Source organism: Legionella fallonii LLAP-10 (assembly GCF_000953135.1).
GTDB classification, from domain to species: Bacteria; Pseudomonadota; Gammaproteobacteria; order Legionellales; family Legionellaceae; genus Legionella; species Legionella fallonii.
On the sequence record NZ_LN614827.1, the window covers coordinates 118318 to 133481 of the forward strand.

The window sequence follows — 15164 nt, forward strand, 5'->3', positions numbered from 1 at the left end:
TTGTAAAAAGAAATCCATGCCAGATGTTCAAACAGATTAATTCGCGGTATATTAATTTTAAATAATCTTAGAAAAAATAGTTGGGTCCTTGAGGGCTTTGAGGTTTTCATAGCGGCCAGGTTAAGGATGTGTCGTAATGAAGCAGTTAGCTGCTCTTATAAAAGAACAAATACAACAGCTAAAAAATGAACCATTAAGCGAATGGCTGTTAAGTCATTTTCGCGAAGATGCGCATACTTTAGACGAGCTTTTTGCTGAGCGACAAGAAGTTTCCGGGGCTCATGAAGAGCCGATTTTTCCTTTGTTGCCGGCGCAGCAATTATTTTTTTCATTACCTTTATTTATTTTTAATACTTATGCTCCTGCATCATTACGTCAGGAGTTTGCTCGTCACTTTTTAGCATCTACCGAATTAATTCCCGAAGAGCCTTCTTCCGTTGATCCTCTGATGAACAGAGAGTTAAGCGAGCAACTGGCTGATTATAAGGCTGCCTGGCCAATTATTATGGCTCTCTACCAACAAGGCTGTTCTGATTTACTACAAATACTTAATCAGGCCGATGAGGCCTCTTTAAGGGCGTTGATGCGTTTTGCTCGCGGGAGTGACTTAACGAGCTTGGTTGAGACCTTTCTAGCGCACAACAGTAGTGAGCTGGAGCTGATTAATCGTCATCGCTTAATTCAATTTTTACGCCAGCCTGATTTAAGTGGTTGGCTTTTGGAGTTTCTTGAGGCATTGGTTTGCCAAGCAAGCAATGTCATCTCCCTTAAGTTATTAATACTTATCTTAAAACCTGAGAATAATGAATTTAGCAAGCGGCAGGAAATAAGAACATTTCTTGCTCAATATCCATTTGCTATTCATTTAGAAACTCTTCGCGCTGTTATTTATTTTTATTCTGACGAATTACAAACAAAACCGTACTCGCCGGTAAGTCAATCGTTCTTATCGTTACTGCATGATTTGATGATGCGGATGGATACAGCTGGTCAACGCGAACTCATGGCACGCCTAGATCAAGAGCGCTTACTTTTTATTATTGATTTATGTTTAAGAGGCTGTGCTAGTAGCGATGAATTGCTACAACAAGAGTGTAAGTTTTTATTGCTTTTATTGTGTTCTGAATCGTTAGTAGCCGATAAACATCGTTTAGCGTTGATTAAAACTCGCTTGGCACGAGCAGATACTTATTTACTGGGAGATGATCCTTATTTATTGGCATTAGCGAAAGAAGTACAGGATTCTGCTGTATCAGTAGAGTTTCCTACGCGGTCTAATACGGCAGAGCATGTAGCTCATGGTTTATGGATAGAGCAACTTCTGACATCTCCTCGTTTTGTTGCAGCATGCACTGCCAGAGAGATACAGCAATTATGTGATAGGTACCATCTATTGTCCGTTACTTTGACTCGGCGAGAGTACAGTCTGTTAATTGCTTCATTTAAAGATGAGCTGCCTTATGAGGGGGAAATACAGAAGAATTTGGGACGAGTCTCTCATCATGAGGCCCACCATCCAGAAGCAAAAGAGTACTGGTTGAATAAAAGGAGTCATTTACATTCTTTTATTCGAGATAGTGTAATACATGCTTTGCTGATAAGACTTGATCGGGCTTGTGACGAAGGAAAATCGCAAAATTTGGTCATGGCAGAAAAAGCCTTAGAAACACTGTATAGTTATTATAATCAGACTATTCCTCGCTTGCGCCCTGATTTATTATTCCGTGCTATAAATTACGCTTATAGCCCATGGATGCGTGATATGGGATATTTGCTCAGCCATCAGAGCGTATTACTGTCTTGGTTACAGCAATATCTACCAGCGTATACAACCTCTTTTATATCCTTACAACGAAAAAAAGAGGTTAAACTCCATGATTTAGCCGGGGAAGAATTAGGTTTTCTTAATGAATTCAACGAGGCCTTGACTTTTATTGAGGCGGAGGTTGTTTTACTAATTGATACTGATGCGGTTAAGGCCAATGAACCTGTTTATGATAAACAGGGTACACTTTTGGGTTATTTAACTGAGACAGGGCATATGCGTAGTGCCGATCTGTTACAAAAAAATGTCAGTGCTCAACTACTAGCACGAGTTCCTCAAACAGAATTAGCATTATCTCCTGATGGTTTGTCATTGTTGGTTCGGCACACATTATATGAAGAGTCGCTCGACGTGCTTTATGAAGCAGATTCTGTGGGTAAAGGAAGTGCAAAACATTTGTGGCTAGAAGAGCAGATTTCAGCGGCAATTAGAGACTGCGAGCAAAATCTCTCGTCTGTTATATTCAACTCCGTCGTTACTCACCATAATGATAAGGCTGTATTTTCTTTGCTGGCATTCTTAAGGCATAAAGATAATGCTATCTTATTATTCCACAATATTTTAAATCATGATGAACAGCGTGAGCGATTATTTCAGGGAGAGTTCAAGGAAGAGGCGCAACAATTTTTGGATAAACAGGGATTAGTTCAATGCTTAGCCTATTATATGGCTAATTTTCATAATAAACCCTGGTTTGCTGACGGGTTAGCTTATTTTGCTCGTTGCGCTAAAAAGCAGAAAAAAGAACACTTACTTGCTGATGCCCTAGATTTGCTGGCTAATGAAATGAAGGCTAAACAGCTAGATGATGTTGTCAATGCACTGGTTAGTTCTGAGGCTACAGCCCAAGTGTTATTGCAGGAATTGCTCAATGACAGAGCTCACCTAGCAGTACAACAAATAAAAAGCACTGAAATCGAGCGAGTAATTCAGCACTTTGGCCAAAAGCAGCTAGTCGTAGCGTTGCGCACATTAAATAAACTGTCTCAGTGGGAAAATAGTTCACTTTATAAATTAGTTTTGCATAGTTTAAATAATAATTACGAACAATTATTTGAGGTAAGAGGGGCTCATTATATTGCAACATCATCATGGCAAAGTGATGAACTAAATGAATTGGCTTGTTTTATTAGTCAACATTTAGAGAAGAAAAGCACATTAGATTGTGACGGCATTATTGGCTATAAGGTATTGGGCGAATTAATTTTTAGATCCGCTTATGCGGGACAAATATCGTCGTTTTATCGCGAGAAACAATTTAATCCAGGCATAGCCCGTTTATCATTTACTAGACCATTTTTAGAGCAGTTGGTTGATAAGTTTTGGATCCCAGAAGGCGTTAAGGAACAATTTGCGGACACCATAGAGCGTATCAAATCTTGGTCAGATGAGCAGAGTCCGTTACAAAAAGAAGTAGGTGGTTATCGAGTTTTAATCGATTGGCGTCATTTGATCAAACAAACATGGAACGAAATTCAGAAAAAGAAATTACCCATTATCTGTGCGTATTTATTGAATTACTCCGGCGCCAAAAAGCCCTTAGCTTTTTTATTGCGTGATTACATTAATGCCTTTCAGGATGTGCCAGATTACCTTTATCCTGTTGTGAGATTATTAAAACAATTCCCACAACGGGACGTTAGTGCAGTGGTTTTTGATGTTTTAGAAGCAATGGCGCTGAAGAATCCTCGTCTTTTAGATAAAACTGTATTGCAATGCATGGCCTATTATTATACGAAGAAAAATGCAATTTTAGAAAACGAGTCCCCTTTAGCAGAATTGCATTTATTAACGTACTTTGGTCAAAATAAAAAATATGCTTTGGTGCACGCCGGATGTAATGAACTGCTAGAAACGTGTGATGATCAGGGAGTAAAAGCAAAGCTCACTAAAGGTGCTTATGAGGCGCGGATCGAAGCAGATTTAAGCTTGAGTTTAGGTTATTTTCATTTTGGCTTAATTAAATTCTTTAAAAGATTATGGCATTATGGTTTTAATGCAAAAAATAACTCCTCTGGAATAGTGGCTTTTTGTGAAGATAATGAGCCACCACCAAGGATAGTTCGCTCTGGCGAGGAAGTGAGTGTCCCTGCTTCTTGTGCAAAAGTAAGTGTTGCTTATTTAGAGTTTACAGAAAAGAGACGACAATTAATCAATTTATTAGCTACAATTAGACATTGTCCAGCGCCCGTTTCCTTAATGACGCGGCCGTCACAAAGTGGCCAGAGTCTATTTAGTAGTAAAGGGTTAACGGAGGAGTCCGTTGTGGTGAAGGAGCAAACTGCGGTACCTATGTAAAAAGTAATAGTATTCAGTAACGATTAGAAAAGATAAAAAATAAAGCATGGTGCGTTTTGAATGGGGCTTATAAATTGATACAGTATAGAAGCCTAATAATGTTAGAGAATACTGGGAGAGTCTAATGAGAGTTTTAGTTTCCTTTTGTTGTTTATTGCTATCTTCTTATGCGTTGGCACAGCCTACATTACCTGCTGGTTGCCAAGTAGTTGCTGTGAAGGGTGAGGCGGTAACTCTGAAATCTAAAAATAGCAAAGTAGTATTTGTTCATAATTTGACTAGCGGTGATTTGTGGATTACCCACCCAGTGACTAATCCTAGCGCCAGTGCTGGTTGGACTAGCCGGTTGCAAGCCGGGAATTGGTCGGCATTGGTAGTGGATAAACCTCCTTTTGTTTTGAACTGTATTGAATCAAGACCAGGGCATGAACAACAATTGCCTTGTGAAGGAGCTATAGCCGTATGTCAATGGCCTGGCGTTAAAGTTCCTAATAATTTACAAGGTAGTACGTTTTGGGCAGCAGAAGATAAGCCTTTAGCCCAATTAACAGCTGCTCTTGGTGATCGTGGATTTGTCTTGCCTGCAGTCAAAGAATAGTTATCCAGTATTCACCTGTCCCAGGTCTCTTTCTTGCTACTGAACTGGATAAGTGGTAGAACAGACTAATAATTGTAAATGGATCCTAATAATGATAATAAAACATATAAAAATGGTGGAAGGTGAATAAAAAATCAAAAGATCCCTTTTATAAACGGGAAAGTGAAAAGTACGCCGATCCTATACCGAGTCGTGAATTCATAATGGATGTTTTGAATGAGTATGGACGGCCAATGACACGTAACCAACTGTTTGATAAATTGCATTTGCAATCAGAAAGCAAACAAGAAACTTTGGGTTTTCGCTTAAAAGCGATGTTGCGTGATGGACAGCTTATGCAGGACAGGCGCGGGCGCTTTTGTCTATTACAAAAAATAAATTTACTTCGTGGCACTGTGCAAGGCCATCCTGACGGGTTTGGTTTCTTTATTCCCGATGAAGGTGGCGATGATATGGTTCTGTCTGCTAAAGAGATGCGGGCAGTCATGCATGGTGACGTCGTTTTAGCCTATCAGGTTGGGGTTGATAGACGTGGTAGGCCCGAAGGAAAAATCCATGAAGTTGTTGAGCATGCCAATGCAACGGTTGTCGGACGATTTTTCACCGACCATGGGGTGAGTTTTGTTTTGCCCGATAGTAAGCGTTTAACCCAAGATATTTCCATTCCCTCCGAGTTTGTTGGTAATGCTAAGAATGGCCAAATTGTATTGGTTGAGCTAATTGCCTATCCCAACAAACGTGCCCAAGCCATAGGTAAAGTCATTCATATTCTTGGTGAGCATATGGCTCCAGGCATGGAAATTCAAGTGGCTCTTTATTCTTATGGCATTCCATTCGAGTGGCCGGATGATGTTTCTGCTGAAGTCGCTAAAATTCCACAACAAATAACTGCGGAGCAATTGAAAGGTCGCACTGATTTGCGTTCTTATCCTTTTGTTACTATTGATGGTGACGATGCCAAAGACTTTGATGACGCCGTTTATTGTTATAAAAAACCTAAAGGTGGTTTTCAGCTTTATGTCGCTATAGCCGATGTGAGTCATTATGTTGCTCAAGATTCTGCCCTCGATAAAGAGGCGGCACGACGAGGAAATTCGGTCTATTTTCCTGGTAAGGTTGTGCCCATGCTTCCAGAAGCATTGTCCAATGGGGTTTGCTCGCTTAATCCTCAGGTAGATAGATTATGTATGGTTGCAGAAATGTCCATTAGTGCCGATGGAAAAATATCACGCTCTCGTTTTTATAGGGCAGTGATCCATTCCCATGCGCGCTTAACCTACACTCAAGTGGGCTTGTGGCTGGAGCAGGGGAATACGGATAAACAATATCAATCTTTATGGCCCACCTTGCAAGCTCTTTATGATCTCTATCATGTATTATTAATGACGCGTAAGGTTCGTGGCGCTATGGATTTTGAGACAACCGAAACGCGTATAGAATTTGACGAAAATAAAAAAATCAAATGTATTGTCCCCGTGATCCGTAATGATGCGCACAAATTGATTGAAGAATGTATGTTGGCCGCAAATGTCGCTACCGCACGCTTCTTGGAAAAAGCTGATATCCCTACCTTATATCGCGTGCATGCGGCACCTGAGGAAGATAAAATTACGGCTTTAAGACAATTCTTAGGAGAGTTGGGCTTAACGTTGGGGGGCGGTAAGAAGCCAACACCTAAAGATTTTCAACGTACTATGAGTACTATCGGCGACAGGCCAGAACGCCATTTAATTGAAACAGTCATGTTGCGTTCTTTGAAGCAAGCACAATATATTGAAGCGAATGAAGGACATTTCGGTTTGGCTTATTCGGTATATACGCATTTTACCTCACCCATCAGACGTTTCCCTGATTTACTAATCCATAGAGCTATAGGTCACTTGTTGGACAAGCATCCAGTACATGAGTTTAGTTACTCTCATGATGATATGAATCGTCTAGGTAAGCACTCTTCTATGACCGAGCGACGTGCCGATGAAGCAACTCGCGAAGTAGTGACCTGGCTTAAATGTGAGTACATGCAAGATAAACTGGGACAAGTCTTTGGTGGCCGGATTTCTGCGGTGACCAGCTTCGGAATTTTTGTTGAGTTAGATGAGATTTATGTCGAAGGTTTAGTCCATGTTACTTCGTTAAAGAATGATTATTATAATTACGATGCAGTAAAACATCGACTAATTGGTGCACGTGGCGGACATGTGTATGGCTTAGGAGATCGCATGACCGTCTTAGTCGCTCGCGTTGATTTGGATGAGCGCAAAATAGATTTTGAGCCTGTAGAGGAAGAACTAAGTAATGAGTGAGCAGTTTATATATGGGGTGCATGCCGTTTGCGCTTTATTCGCCAATCCCCATCGGATAATCAATAAACTCTATATCAGCCAAGATCGGCTTGATAAACGACTACAGGATGTATTAATTAAAGCAGAGAATGCGCGGATTCCCATTGAAAAATTAAGTTCGCAAAACATGAACCAGCGCTTTGCCGATTTCACTCACCAAGGAGTGGTTGCCAGTGCGATCCCCTTACCTAATTATGGCGAGTCAGATTTAATTTCCCTACTAGACTCTGCTAAAAAGCCGGGGTTGATCTTAATCTTGGATGGCGTTACCGATCCTCATAACTTAGGTGCGTGTTTGCGCTCGGCAGATGCTACTGGCGTTGACTTTGTCCTGATTCCTAAGGATAAAAGCGCCAGTGTTACTCCAGTGGTGAGTAAAGTAGCATGTGGCGCCGCGGAATCAGTGCCTTTGGTTCGAGTGACCAACCTGGTTAGAGCGATGGAAGTTTTAAAAGAACAGGGCGTTTGGATCTATGGAGCTGCTGGTGAGGCAGAGCATTCCCTTTACCAAATAGATTGTTCTGGCACTGTAGCATTAGTTATGGGAGCGGAAGGAGAAGGATTGAGGCGATTAACCCGCGAACATTGTGATGGTTTATTTTCTTTACCTATGCAAGGGACTGTCGAAAGTTTAAATGTTTCAGTCGCTACTGGTGTTTCTTTGTATGAAGTCATTAGGCAAAGAGGTGTTCAATGAGCGAGTTAAAAATTAAAGCAGCACAAGCGGCTCTAGCTTATGTAGAAGACGATATGGTAATCGGCGTAGGAACAGGTTCTACCGTTAATTTCTTTATCAAAGAGCTGGCAACAATCAAACACCGAATCGACGCTTGTGTATCCAGTTCAAAAGCAACAGAAGCCTTACTTCGCGCTGCCGGGATTCCGGTAATTGATTTAAACTCAGTAAGTGAATTACCTGTATATATTGACGGGGCCGATGAGGTGAATCAATACGGTGAAATGATTAAGGGAGGCGGCGGCGCTCTAACGCGAGAAAAAATTGTTGCTTCGGTGGCTAAACAATTTATTTGTATCGTTGATGAGTCAAAGGTAGTCACCCAGTTAGGAAAATTTCCTGTAGCAGTTGAAGTAATCCCTATGGCGCGAAGTTATGTCGCCAGGCAAATAGTGAGGCTCGGCGGCGATCCAGAGTATAGAGAGGGTTTTGTCACTGATAATGGTAATATTATTTTAGACGTTTATAATTTATCAATTGACATGCCGCAAAGCTTAGAAGAGCGCATGAAGGCAATTACTGGCGTAGTTGATAATGGATTATTTGCTCATAGAGTAGCTGATACGGTCTTAGTTGCGTCTGCTGATGGGGTACGTCATCTAAAATAACGTGAATTCAATCACAGAAAATAAATTGATGGCTCGTATTTAATAAAGGTTAATAGACATAATGGATAGACATAGAGTATTTGTAAATCGTATTTTAAATATGAGAAAAATTAAGTTGATTGGTCTCGACATGGACCATACCTTAATTCGCTATAATTCAGAAAATTTTGAATCTCTGGTTTATCAATTAGTCAAAGAACGTTTGGTGGAAATAAAACATTATCCTGATGCGATCAGAAAACTGACGTTTAATTATCATGATGCCATTCGTGGCCTAGTGATAGATTGTAATAATGGCAATATTTTAAAGCTCAGCCGTTATGGAGCAATTAGACAAAGTTATCACGGCACAAAGCAGATTAGTTTTTCCGAGCAACAAGAGATCTATAGAAGTATTTATGTTGATTTAGGAGATCCTAACTATATGCCCATAGATACTTCTTTTTCCATTGCATTTTGTGTTTTATACAGTCAGTTAGTTGATTTGAAAGATGAGTTACCTGCTCATGAAATGCCTAATTACCAAACCATAGCCAAAGACGTGCAGTATTGTGTAGATAAGGTACATTCTGATGGCAGTTTAAAAGGTATTATTAGTAAAGATTTAAAAAAGTACGTCTTAAAAGAAAAAGCTGTTGTTGATGGATTAAAGCATTTTATTCGCTATGGCAAAAAGATTTTTATTCTCACCAATTCGGATTATTCTTACACTAAACTGCTATTGGATTATGCCATTAATCCTTATTTAAACGATGGCGAGACGTGGCAGAGTTTGTTTGAGTATGTTATCACTTTGGCTAATAAACCCCGTTTCTTTTATGATAATTTGCGGTTTCTATTGGTCAATCCCGATAATGGCGCTATGACCAATATTGAAAGTGAACTCAAACCAGGTGTTTATCAAGGAGGCAATGCAAAAAAATTCACGGAAAACTTACAGGTCCGTGGTGATGAGATTCTCTATATTGGGGACCATATTTATGGTGACATTTTACGATTGAAAAAAGATTGTAATTGGCGCACCGCCTTAGTGGTTGAAGAGTTAGGAGCAGAGATCGCTGCTCAGTTAAAGGCTTTGCCTGTAGAGAAAAAAATTATTGAAGCAATGCACTTGAAAAAGAAACTTGAAGAGCAATACGTTTCTTTACGTACACAAAGTATTGATGAAAACTCAAAACAATATGCTAAAGAGATTCAAGAGTTACAATTGCAAATTTCCACCTTAGATTTACAGATTTCTAAATTATTACAAGAGCAGAGTAGTTTTTATAATCCCAAATGGGAAAGAGTCTTTCGTGCAGGGGCAGAGGAAAGTTACTTTGCCCATCAGGTAGAACGCTTTGCCTGTATTTATATGGAAAAATTATCGGATTTTCTCGAGTATTCTCCTATTACTTATTTTCGTGCCAATAGGCGTATATTACCGCATGATATAGATATCTAGAGCACAAGCTAAGGCCTTACACCTACCTGGCAACAAATTGCCCGATATTATCGTGCGCGCCATAAACGATTACTCATCACATAGGTAACCCCGCTGTTGGCAAACCAATCAGGTTACACTATGCAGGCAGAGTCCAATAGCTAGAAATAGTGAATGGCTATGAAATTTTTTCGATCATAATGATACAAATAAGATCAATGTGTTAAGCGTACGCAGTCTAAGAAAAGGATAAAAAAAATTCTATAGAATTAACTTATTCCTTAAGTTTTTCTTAAGCTTTTCCCTTTATACTTTTAGTTGTAAGTAACAGGGAGCTGAGATGCGAGTATTAATTGTCGAAGACAGTGCTTTTAATGCATTTTGTTTACGTCGTTTATTAGAGTCAGAAGTTACATCAGTCATGGTGACTATAGTTCATGACAGCCAAGCGGCTATGTCTTCTGTCAATAATAGTTTGCCTGATATAGTCATCATTGATGGTGATTTAGGCGCTACGGATAAGCCATACTGCAATGGTCCTGAACTAACCGAGACCTTATTACAAAAAAATCCTTATCTTCCTATTATTGCATGGTCCGATTCTGACACTATGCGAGAGGATTTTGCATCAGCTTTTATGCGACATAATAGACTTCTCAATGAATATAATATTTGGACTAAAGTTGTCGGTAGAGAACTCATATGTAAGACGTGGGCTTATTATTTTGACGAATTCATGAGCGGACAAAATGCTGCTTTTGCCGACAATCAAGCCAATGCAGGTTTAATTAGTGTGAATGCAACCTAAAAATAATTGACAAGCATCAATGATTGCTAAACTGGCTTGCGGAAGGCAACCCACACAAGCCAAGTACTACAACCCTTAATGAAATTTAAACGGTTCAGCAGGCTTTAGTTCTCTGCTAACTTCACCAGCATAAACTTGGCCTTTATCCAATGCTAATTTAAGCACGGGAGAACCTTCCTTAAAATTTAGCTTGGCAAATGACAGCCAGAATGTATTAGGTGCTGTAGCTGAGTCATAATAATAGGTCAGATTTTTTTGATCGGCTATAGTACGCCATAATGTTGTTGCGATATTGGGCTGATTAGGTGTAGTAATACCCATTGGAACGGATACAGCGCGTATAACTGAAAGAACACTAGCAATCGCTTGGTACTGAAATCTTTGGTCTGGAACCCCTTTTATAAGATTTTGATCACTCTGTTTGGGAATAACATTAATGTAGAACTGGGTTCGGGCAAAACGATCCGCGGCGCGGTCTGTACCAGGCAAAAATACGGTGCCGCCGATTGACTGCCAGTATTCGTCTAGGGCTAGCTGCTTTGAGTAAATAGGTGAATTCGTCATTACTGTATATTGTGGTCCATGATGAACAACTAGTTTTCCGCCAATATACTCAAAAATTGCAGAATCACCTGAGCTGTCTGATAAAGAAAGATGAGCTGTTGCAGGCCTATTATTTGGTAAATTGAATGATTGAACATGCAATGGTTTCGTCTGCAAAGCATCAACCGCTTCAGCTACCGTGGCAAAACTATCCAAAGCATACTGTCCCCACAAACTAATTGAGATTGAAGGCATACCGGGTGAGGCTGTTCCGTAATCTGATTCAGCCAAGTAGAGAAGGTTCATGACAAGGCCTTTCTCATTCATGCCATCTACGCTCGCAAGCTCATACATACTGGTGACAACAGAGCCATATTTTGCTGTCCAGTTCACTGGGTTATCGCCTGCCTGACCGGAGCGTTTGATGCCTCGAGGAAATACCCAAAGGTTTGGAGCATTGAAGTCATCCCAATCCATGGAACGTCCTGTGATGACGGTATTCTCCGTGCCGTGATAAAGCGCTCTCGTGCACGCGTTGGTTGTTGAAAAGGCAGCACAGGTTAATAATACGGTGTAAAATAATTTATGGATATTTTTCATGTTTTATATTCTATGGCTTATTAATGATGGGTGTGTCATTACATAATAGCAGCGACAGATAGGTAATGGAATAAAGCATTTTTGGAAAATTAATGCTGCTATTGGGGGGGGGAATTAAAATAGCTTCTTTTAATTCAATCAACATTACCCGCTGAGAGCGGTAATGAATTGGTACTTCTATTTTAATTTCGCTGGCTTACGGGAGCCGACCTACTGCCTCCACACGCGCTCGATTCTATTGTTGTTAGTCCACCATAATGAAATGAAAGACAAACTCACTGTTGATCTCAAAAAGTGCACATCGTATAATGATTGCTGTCTACAAACTAACTCAGTGGTACATTTCATGAGCATACATAATCTCCCCTTTGAAGATCAACTTTTGTATCTAAGATCCACAGTAACCAATATGCAGTTGCTGCACAGGGCTGAGGCCTATTCATCTATTGAATTAAGTTTTAAACAATTTGATGATATTTGGGGTGGACCACAAGATAATCAACAATTTGATGAGCTAAGTGTACAAGTGGCTTGTCTGTATTATTTGTCCTTATACCAGTTATTAATATCAAGAAATGATGTTGACGTCGCAGAACGGTTATTGGAATTAAAAAAAGCAATCGAAACGGATAAATATATTAATTGTGTCTCCTGGACACTAACAGACGTCCCCACCATGAGTACGGCAAGCACTATACTCGATGGCAACACGGATGCGGCAAATTCAATAAATATTTTATTAGATTTAATCAAAAAAAAGAATTTAGATTTAACTGTCGGCGCATTAATTCGTGATTGCTTGAACCAAGTAGAGCAATGTATTGAACATATTAACCAGGATAATTATGCGGAGTATCAGAAAAGCCTTTTGACCGTCATGTCTCGTATTTCTATTTCATTTGACAAGAAAACTGAAATTAATCGTGATATTTGGTCACATGACTTATTTATCGAATTATACGCTAAATTAGCCACAGCATATGCGTACAGTTTAGAGTTTGAAATGAGAGAGACGGATTCGATAGCAGGAAAATATGCCGTTTTTGAACATTTAGCGAGGGTTAGACAAACAGTAATAGAGTATGGCCCAGCGACCAACTTAGTCGATGCGGAATTAAATCAGGCATCCAAACAATTGCAAAAAGATATTGATGACGAGTTAGAGCGCTTGGCGAAAATGGACTATAGCAATTGCGCAGAGGGCACTGCCACTTTAGTGGAAGGGATATTGCAGTCTATATTATTGGCGATTCTTGATGAAAATAGCCTTTATAATGAAAGTGAATCAGTTAAAAAGAGTCATGTATTTTTAGCTTGTTATAACGAAATCAAAAGATTATTAGCTGCCAACTCACAGCGTATTGAAGTAGTAGATAAGGTAAAAAACTTGCATACACTGGTTAAATTTATTCATCGCAAAACAACAATAACAGGTATCCCAACGGAAGAGTTGGAGTTGCTTGAATTGAGAATTCAATATGAAGAAATATTATGCTCAAAAAATCATAGAGATTTATTATCTAAAATTGAAATTGTTAAATCAAAATTAAAAGAAAAAAGAAAATCACTGATTGGGGAGTCGTCCGTTATTGCAGATGACGAACAGTTAAAAGCTAATTACGTGAGCGCTGCCGCAGAGTTGAATCGTGAGCAGCAAAAATTGTTGAGTTTGATTAACTATTATTTTGCTTTTTATTACCATGTAATGATAGGGCATTACCAAGGTTTGAATAAGCGTAGAGAAAGAGAGATTTTAGTTTCAAAAGCAATTTTACATTATGAGACAGCTCAATCCATTAGAGTGGCCTATTTAGAAGAACTAGAAGATACGGCTTATGGTGATTTAGCGTTACTATCCACATGTCAAGAAAACTACCAAAATCATCTTGCTTGGAGTATCCCTCATCTTATGAAATTGTTGAAAGTAGAAATTGCAAAAGCAGATGAGTTGTTTACGAAAAAAGATTTTGCTGAAGCAGCATCAGCCTACATGGCTTGTTGGAAGTTTTTGGATAGCCATCCGGAATTGATAGTAAATAATTCCGTTATTCAGCCTAAGCAAATTTTATTAAATGCGGCTCGTACTTATCACTTAGTCAAAGAATATCCCCAAGCGTGGTCCTGTTATGCCTTATTGTTAAAATCATCCGATTTACTCTCGTTGCCGGAGCTATTTGAAATAAGAGCATTTTTGTCCGAGTATTTGAACACTCAACCCTTGAATACAGCGGAGCGATATTCACTTGAAAACATGCATTATATGATTTCTCAGCGTGTCCGTGGCAATAGTTCTCAACTAAGCCAGGTTGTGCTGCATGGCCCACGCGAGTGGCAACAAGAAGCGTACAGCGAATTGACGACTAATTTTAGTAAGGATAATAAGTTATATCCTGCCTTTGTCCATGAGGTAGTTTCTCTGTATGAGCGTTATATAAGAAAACATGAAGAATTAAAAGAGACTATTTCTATCAAAGCTTATTTGAAAAATAATTTTCCCTGTTATGGTCAAATTTTATATGACATTTCTGCAAATCTAAATTTGCAGAAATTAACACTTCATAAAGACTTTAATTCGACTGCCATTGCCAACAGTTTTTTTCAAATGGCTGTTGAACGTGGTTGTGGCCCAGCGTGTTATGACTATGCCATTATAAAATATAATCAAGACGAGTATCTGGATGCACTGCGAAAATTCAAAATGGCGATTTTAGATATGAGCTGGGATAATGAGGAGAAGAAACAGGATGCGAGAAATAAAATAAAGCGAGCTCAGCTAGAGCTTAGGCGTCGTCATCAAGCCAATCCTCTTCGATTAATAAATGAAAGGGATCGGTCGCCAGAACATGTTTCGTTCTATGATGAGATGCAGCAATTTTTAAAAGGACAGGTTCCAGAGATACCTCAAACACCAGCATCACCGGCACCAGCGGCATTATCACCGCACTTGAAATACTCTGTGGTTGAAGAACCCCGCCAGAATTATGAAAGCAGCGACGATGACGAGGTGTCGAGTGACAAAGGCGATGTCTCGTTTGAAAAAATGGATCATGAGGGGAGTCGTCAGCCTAAAAGTATACTGAAAACGAAAAATTCAGGTAAGCGTAGTTATAAGGTTGCGTTTGAGTCCGGTAACAATTTAACCTTGTTTGCTCCAGAAAACGCCCCTTCCTATGATCGAAGAACCAAGCCCTCCCCACAATACCAACGCCAGCAGGACTTGCTGCGCCAAGGAAAACGGGAGTGTGGTGATAAACTGGCTAAGGTTGATGAGCTTTCTCAACCCGTTCTAAAATGAGCTAATGCCTTGGGTAACGTAGCCCGGATTACGACTCCGTCTAATCCGGGCTGCACATACTTAAGTTGACGGCAGTCGATGGATAAAG

The 15164-nt window shown here is 39.7% G+C and carries 9 protein-coding genes; 8 read left to right on the plus strand and 1 reads right to left on the minus strand.

Features of this window, described 5'->3' with window-relative positions; genetic code table 11:
• Positions 1–136 precede the first annotated feature (136 nt).
• From LFA_RS00490 to LFA_RS00520, 7 genes are all read left to right on the plus strand, one after another.
• Positions 137–4123 (plus strand): hypothetical protein, encoded by a 3987-nt coding sequence (locus LFA_RS00490; RefSeq protein ID WP_052673793.1) that lies wholly within the window; start codon positions 137–139, stop codon positions 4121–4123.
• A gap of 124 nt (positions 4124–4247) precedes the next feature.
• On the plus strand, positions 4248–4721 hold the full coding sequence (locus tag LFA_RS00495; RefSeq protein ID WP_045094452.1) for a hypothetical protein: 474 nt from the start codon (positions 4248–4250) through the stop codon (positions 4719–4721).
• 122 nt (positions 4722–4843) lie between these two features.
• Entirely contained in the window at positions 4844–7024 is a 2181-nt protein-coding gene (rnr, locus tag LFA_RS00500; protein WP_045094453.1) for a ribonuclease R, read from the plus strand.
• Complete coding sequence (gene rlmB / locus LFA_RS00505; protein WP_045094454.1) at positions 7017–7760, plus strand: 23S rRNA (guanosine(2251)-2'-O)-methyltransferase RlmB; 744 nt, start codon at positions 7017–7019, stop codon at positions 7758–7760. Before rnr ends, rlmB begins: the two co-directional genes overlap by 8 nt.
• The gene (gene rpiA, locus LFA_RS00510; RefSeq protein ID WP_045094455.1) at positions 7757–8407 is read left to right on the plus strand and encodes a ribose-5-phosphate isomerase RpiA; all 651 of its coding nucleotides are present in this window, start codon (positions 7757–7759) and stop codon (positions 8405–8407) included. The genes rlmB and rpiA overlap by 4 nt, the downstream gene beginning before the upstream one ends.
• Before the next feature lie 61 nt (positions 8408–8468).
• Positions 8469–9851: an HAD-IG family 5'-nucleotidase gene (locus tag LFA_RS00515; protein ID WP_045094456.1), complete on the plus strand. Its 1383-nt coding sequence runs from the start codon at positions 8469–8471 to the stop codon at positions 9849–9851.
• 319 nt (positions 9852–10170) lie between these two features.
• Positions 10171–10638 (plus strand): response regulator, encoded by a 468-nt coding sequence (locus LFA_RS00520; protein ID WP_045094457.1) that lies wholly within the window; start codon positions 10171–10173, stop codon positions 10636–10638.
• A 75-nt stretch (positions 10639–10713) separates the two neighbouring features.
• Here LFA_RS00520 and LFA_RS00525 read toward each other — a convergent pair whose 3' ends face one another.
• Entirely contained in the window at positions 10714–11781 is a 1068-nt protein-coding gene (locus tag LFA_RS00525) for a linear amide C-N hydrolase (RefSeq protein ID WP_052673794.1), read from the minus strand.
• 346 nt (positions 11782–12127) lie between these two features.
• Here LFA_RS00525 and LFA_RS00530 point away from each other — a divergent pair, with 346 nt between their 5' ends.
• Positions 12128–15076, plus strand: a complete 2949-nt coding sequence (locus tag LFA_RS00530; protein ID WP_045094458.1) for a hypothetical protein — start codon at positions 12128–12130, stop codon at positions 15074–15076.
• Positions 15077–15164 lie beyond the last annotated feature (88 nt).

Excerpts from the sequence above, each read along its gene's own strand:
- LFA_RS00490 (WP_052673793.1), top strand. The coding sequence starts at position 137 with ATGAAGCAGTTAGCTGCTCTTATAAAAGAACAAATACAACAGCTAAAA.
- LFA_RS00495 (WP_045094452.1), top strand. The coding sequence starts at position 4,248 with ATGAGAGTTTTAGTTTCCTTTTGTTGTTTATTGCTATCTTCTTATGCG.
- rlmB (WP_045094454.1), top strand. The coding sequence starts at position 7,017 with ATGAGTGAGCAGTTTATATATGGGGTGCATGCCGTTTGCGCTTTATTC.
- rpiA (WP_045094455.1), top strand. The coding sequence starts at position 7,757 with ATGAGCGAGTTAAAAATTAAAGCAGCACAAGCGGCTCTAGCTTATGTA.
- LFA_RS00515 (WP_045094456.1), top strand. The coding sequence starts at position 8,469 with ATGGATAGACATAGAGTATTTGTAAATCGTATTTTAAATATGAGAAAA.
- LFA_RS00520 (WP_045094457.1), top strand. The coding sequence starts at position 10,171 with ATGCGAGTATTAATTGTCGAAGACAGTGCTTTTAATGCATTTTGTTTA.
- LFA_RS00525 (WP_052673794.1), bottom strand. The coding sequence starts at position 11,781 with ATGAAAAATATCCATAAATTATTTTACACCGTATTATTAACCTGTGCT.
- LFA_RS00530 (WP_045094458.1), top strand. The coding sequence starts at position 12,128 with ATGAGCATACATAATCTCCCCTTTGAAGATCAACTTTTGTATCTAAGA.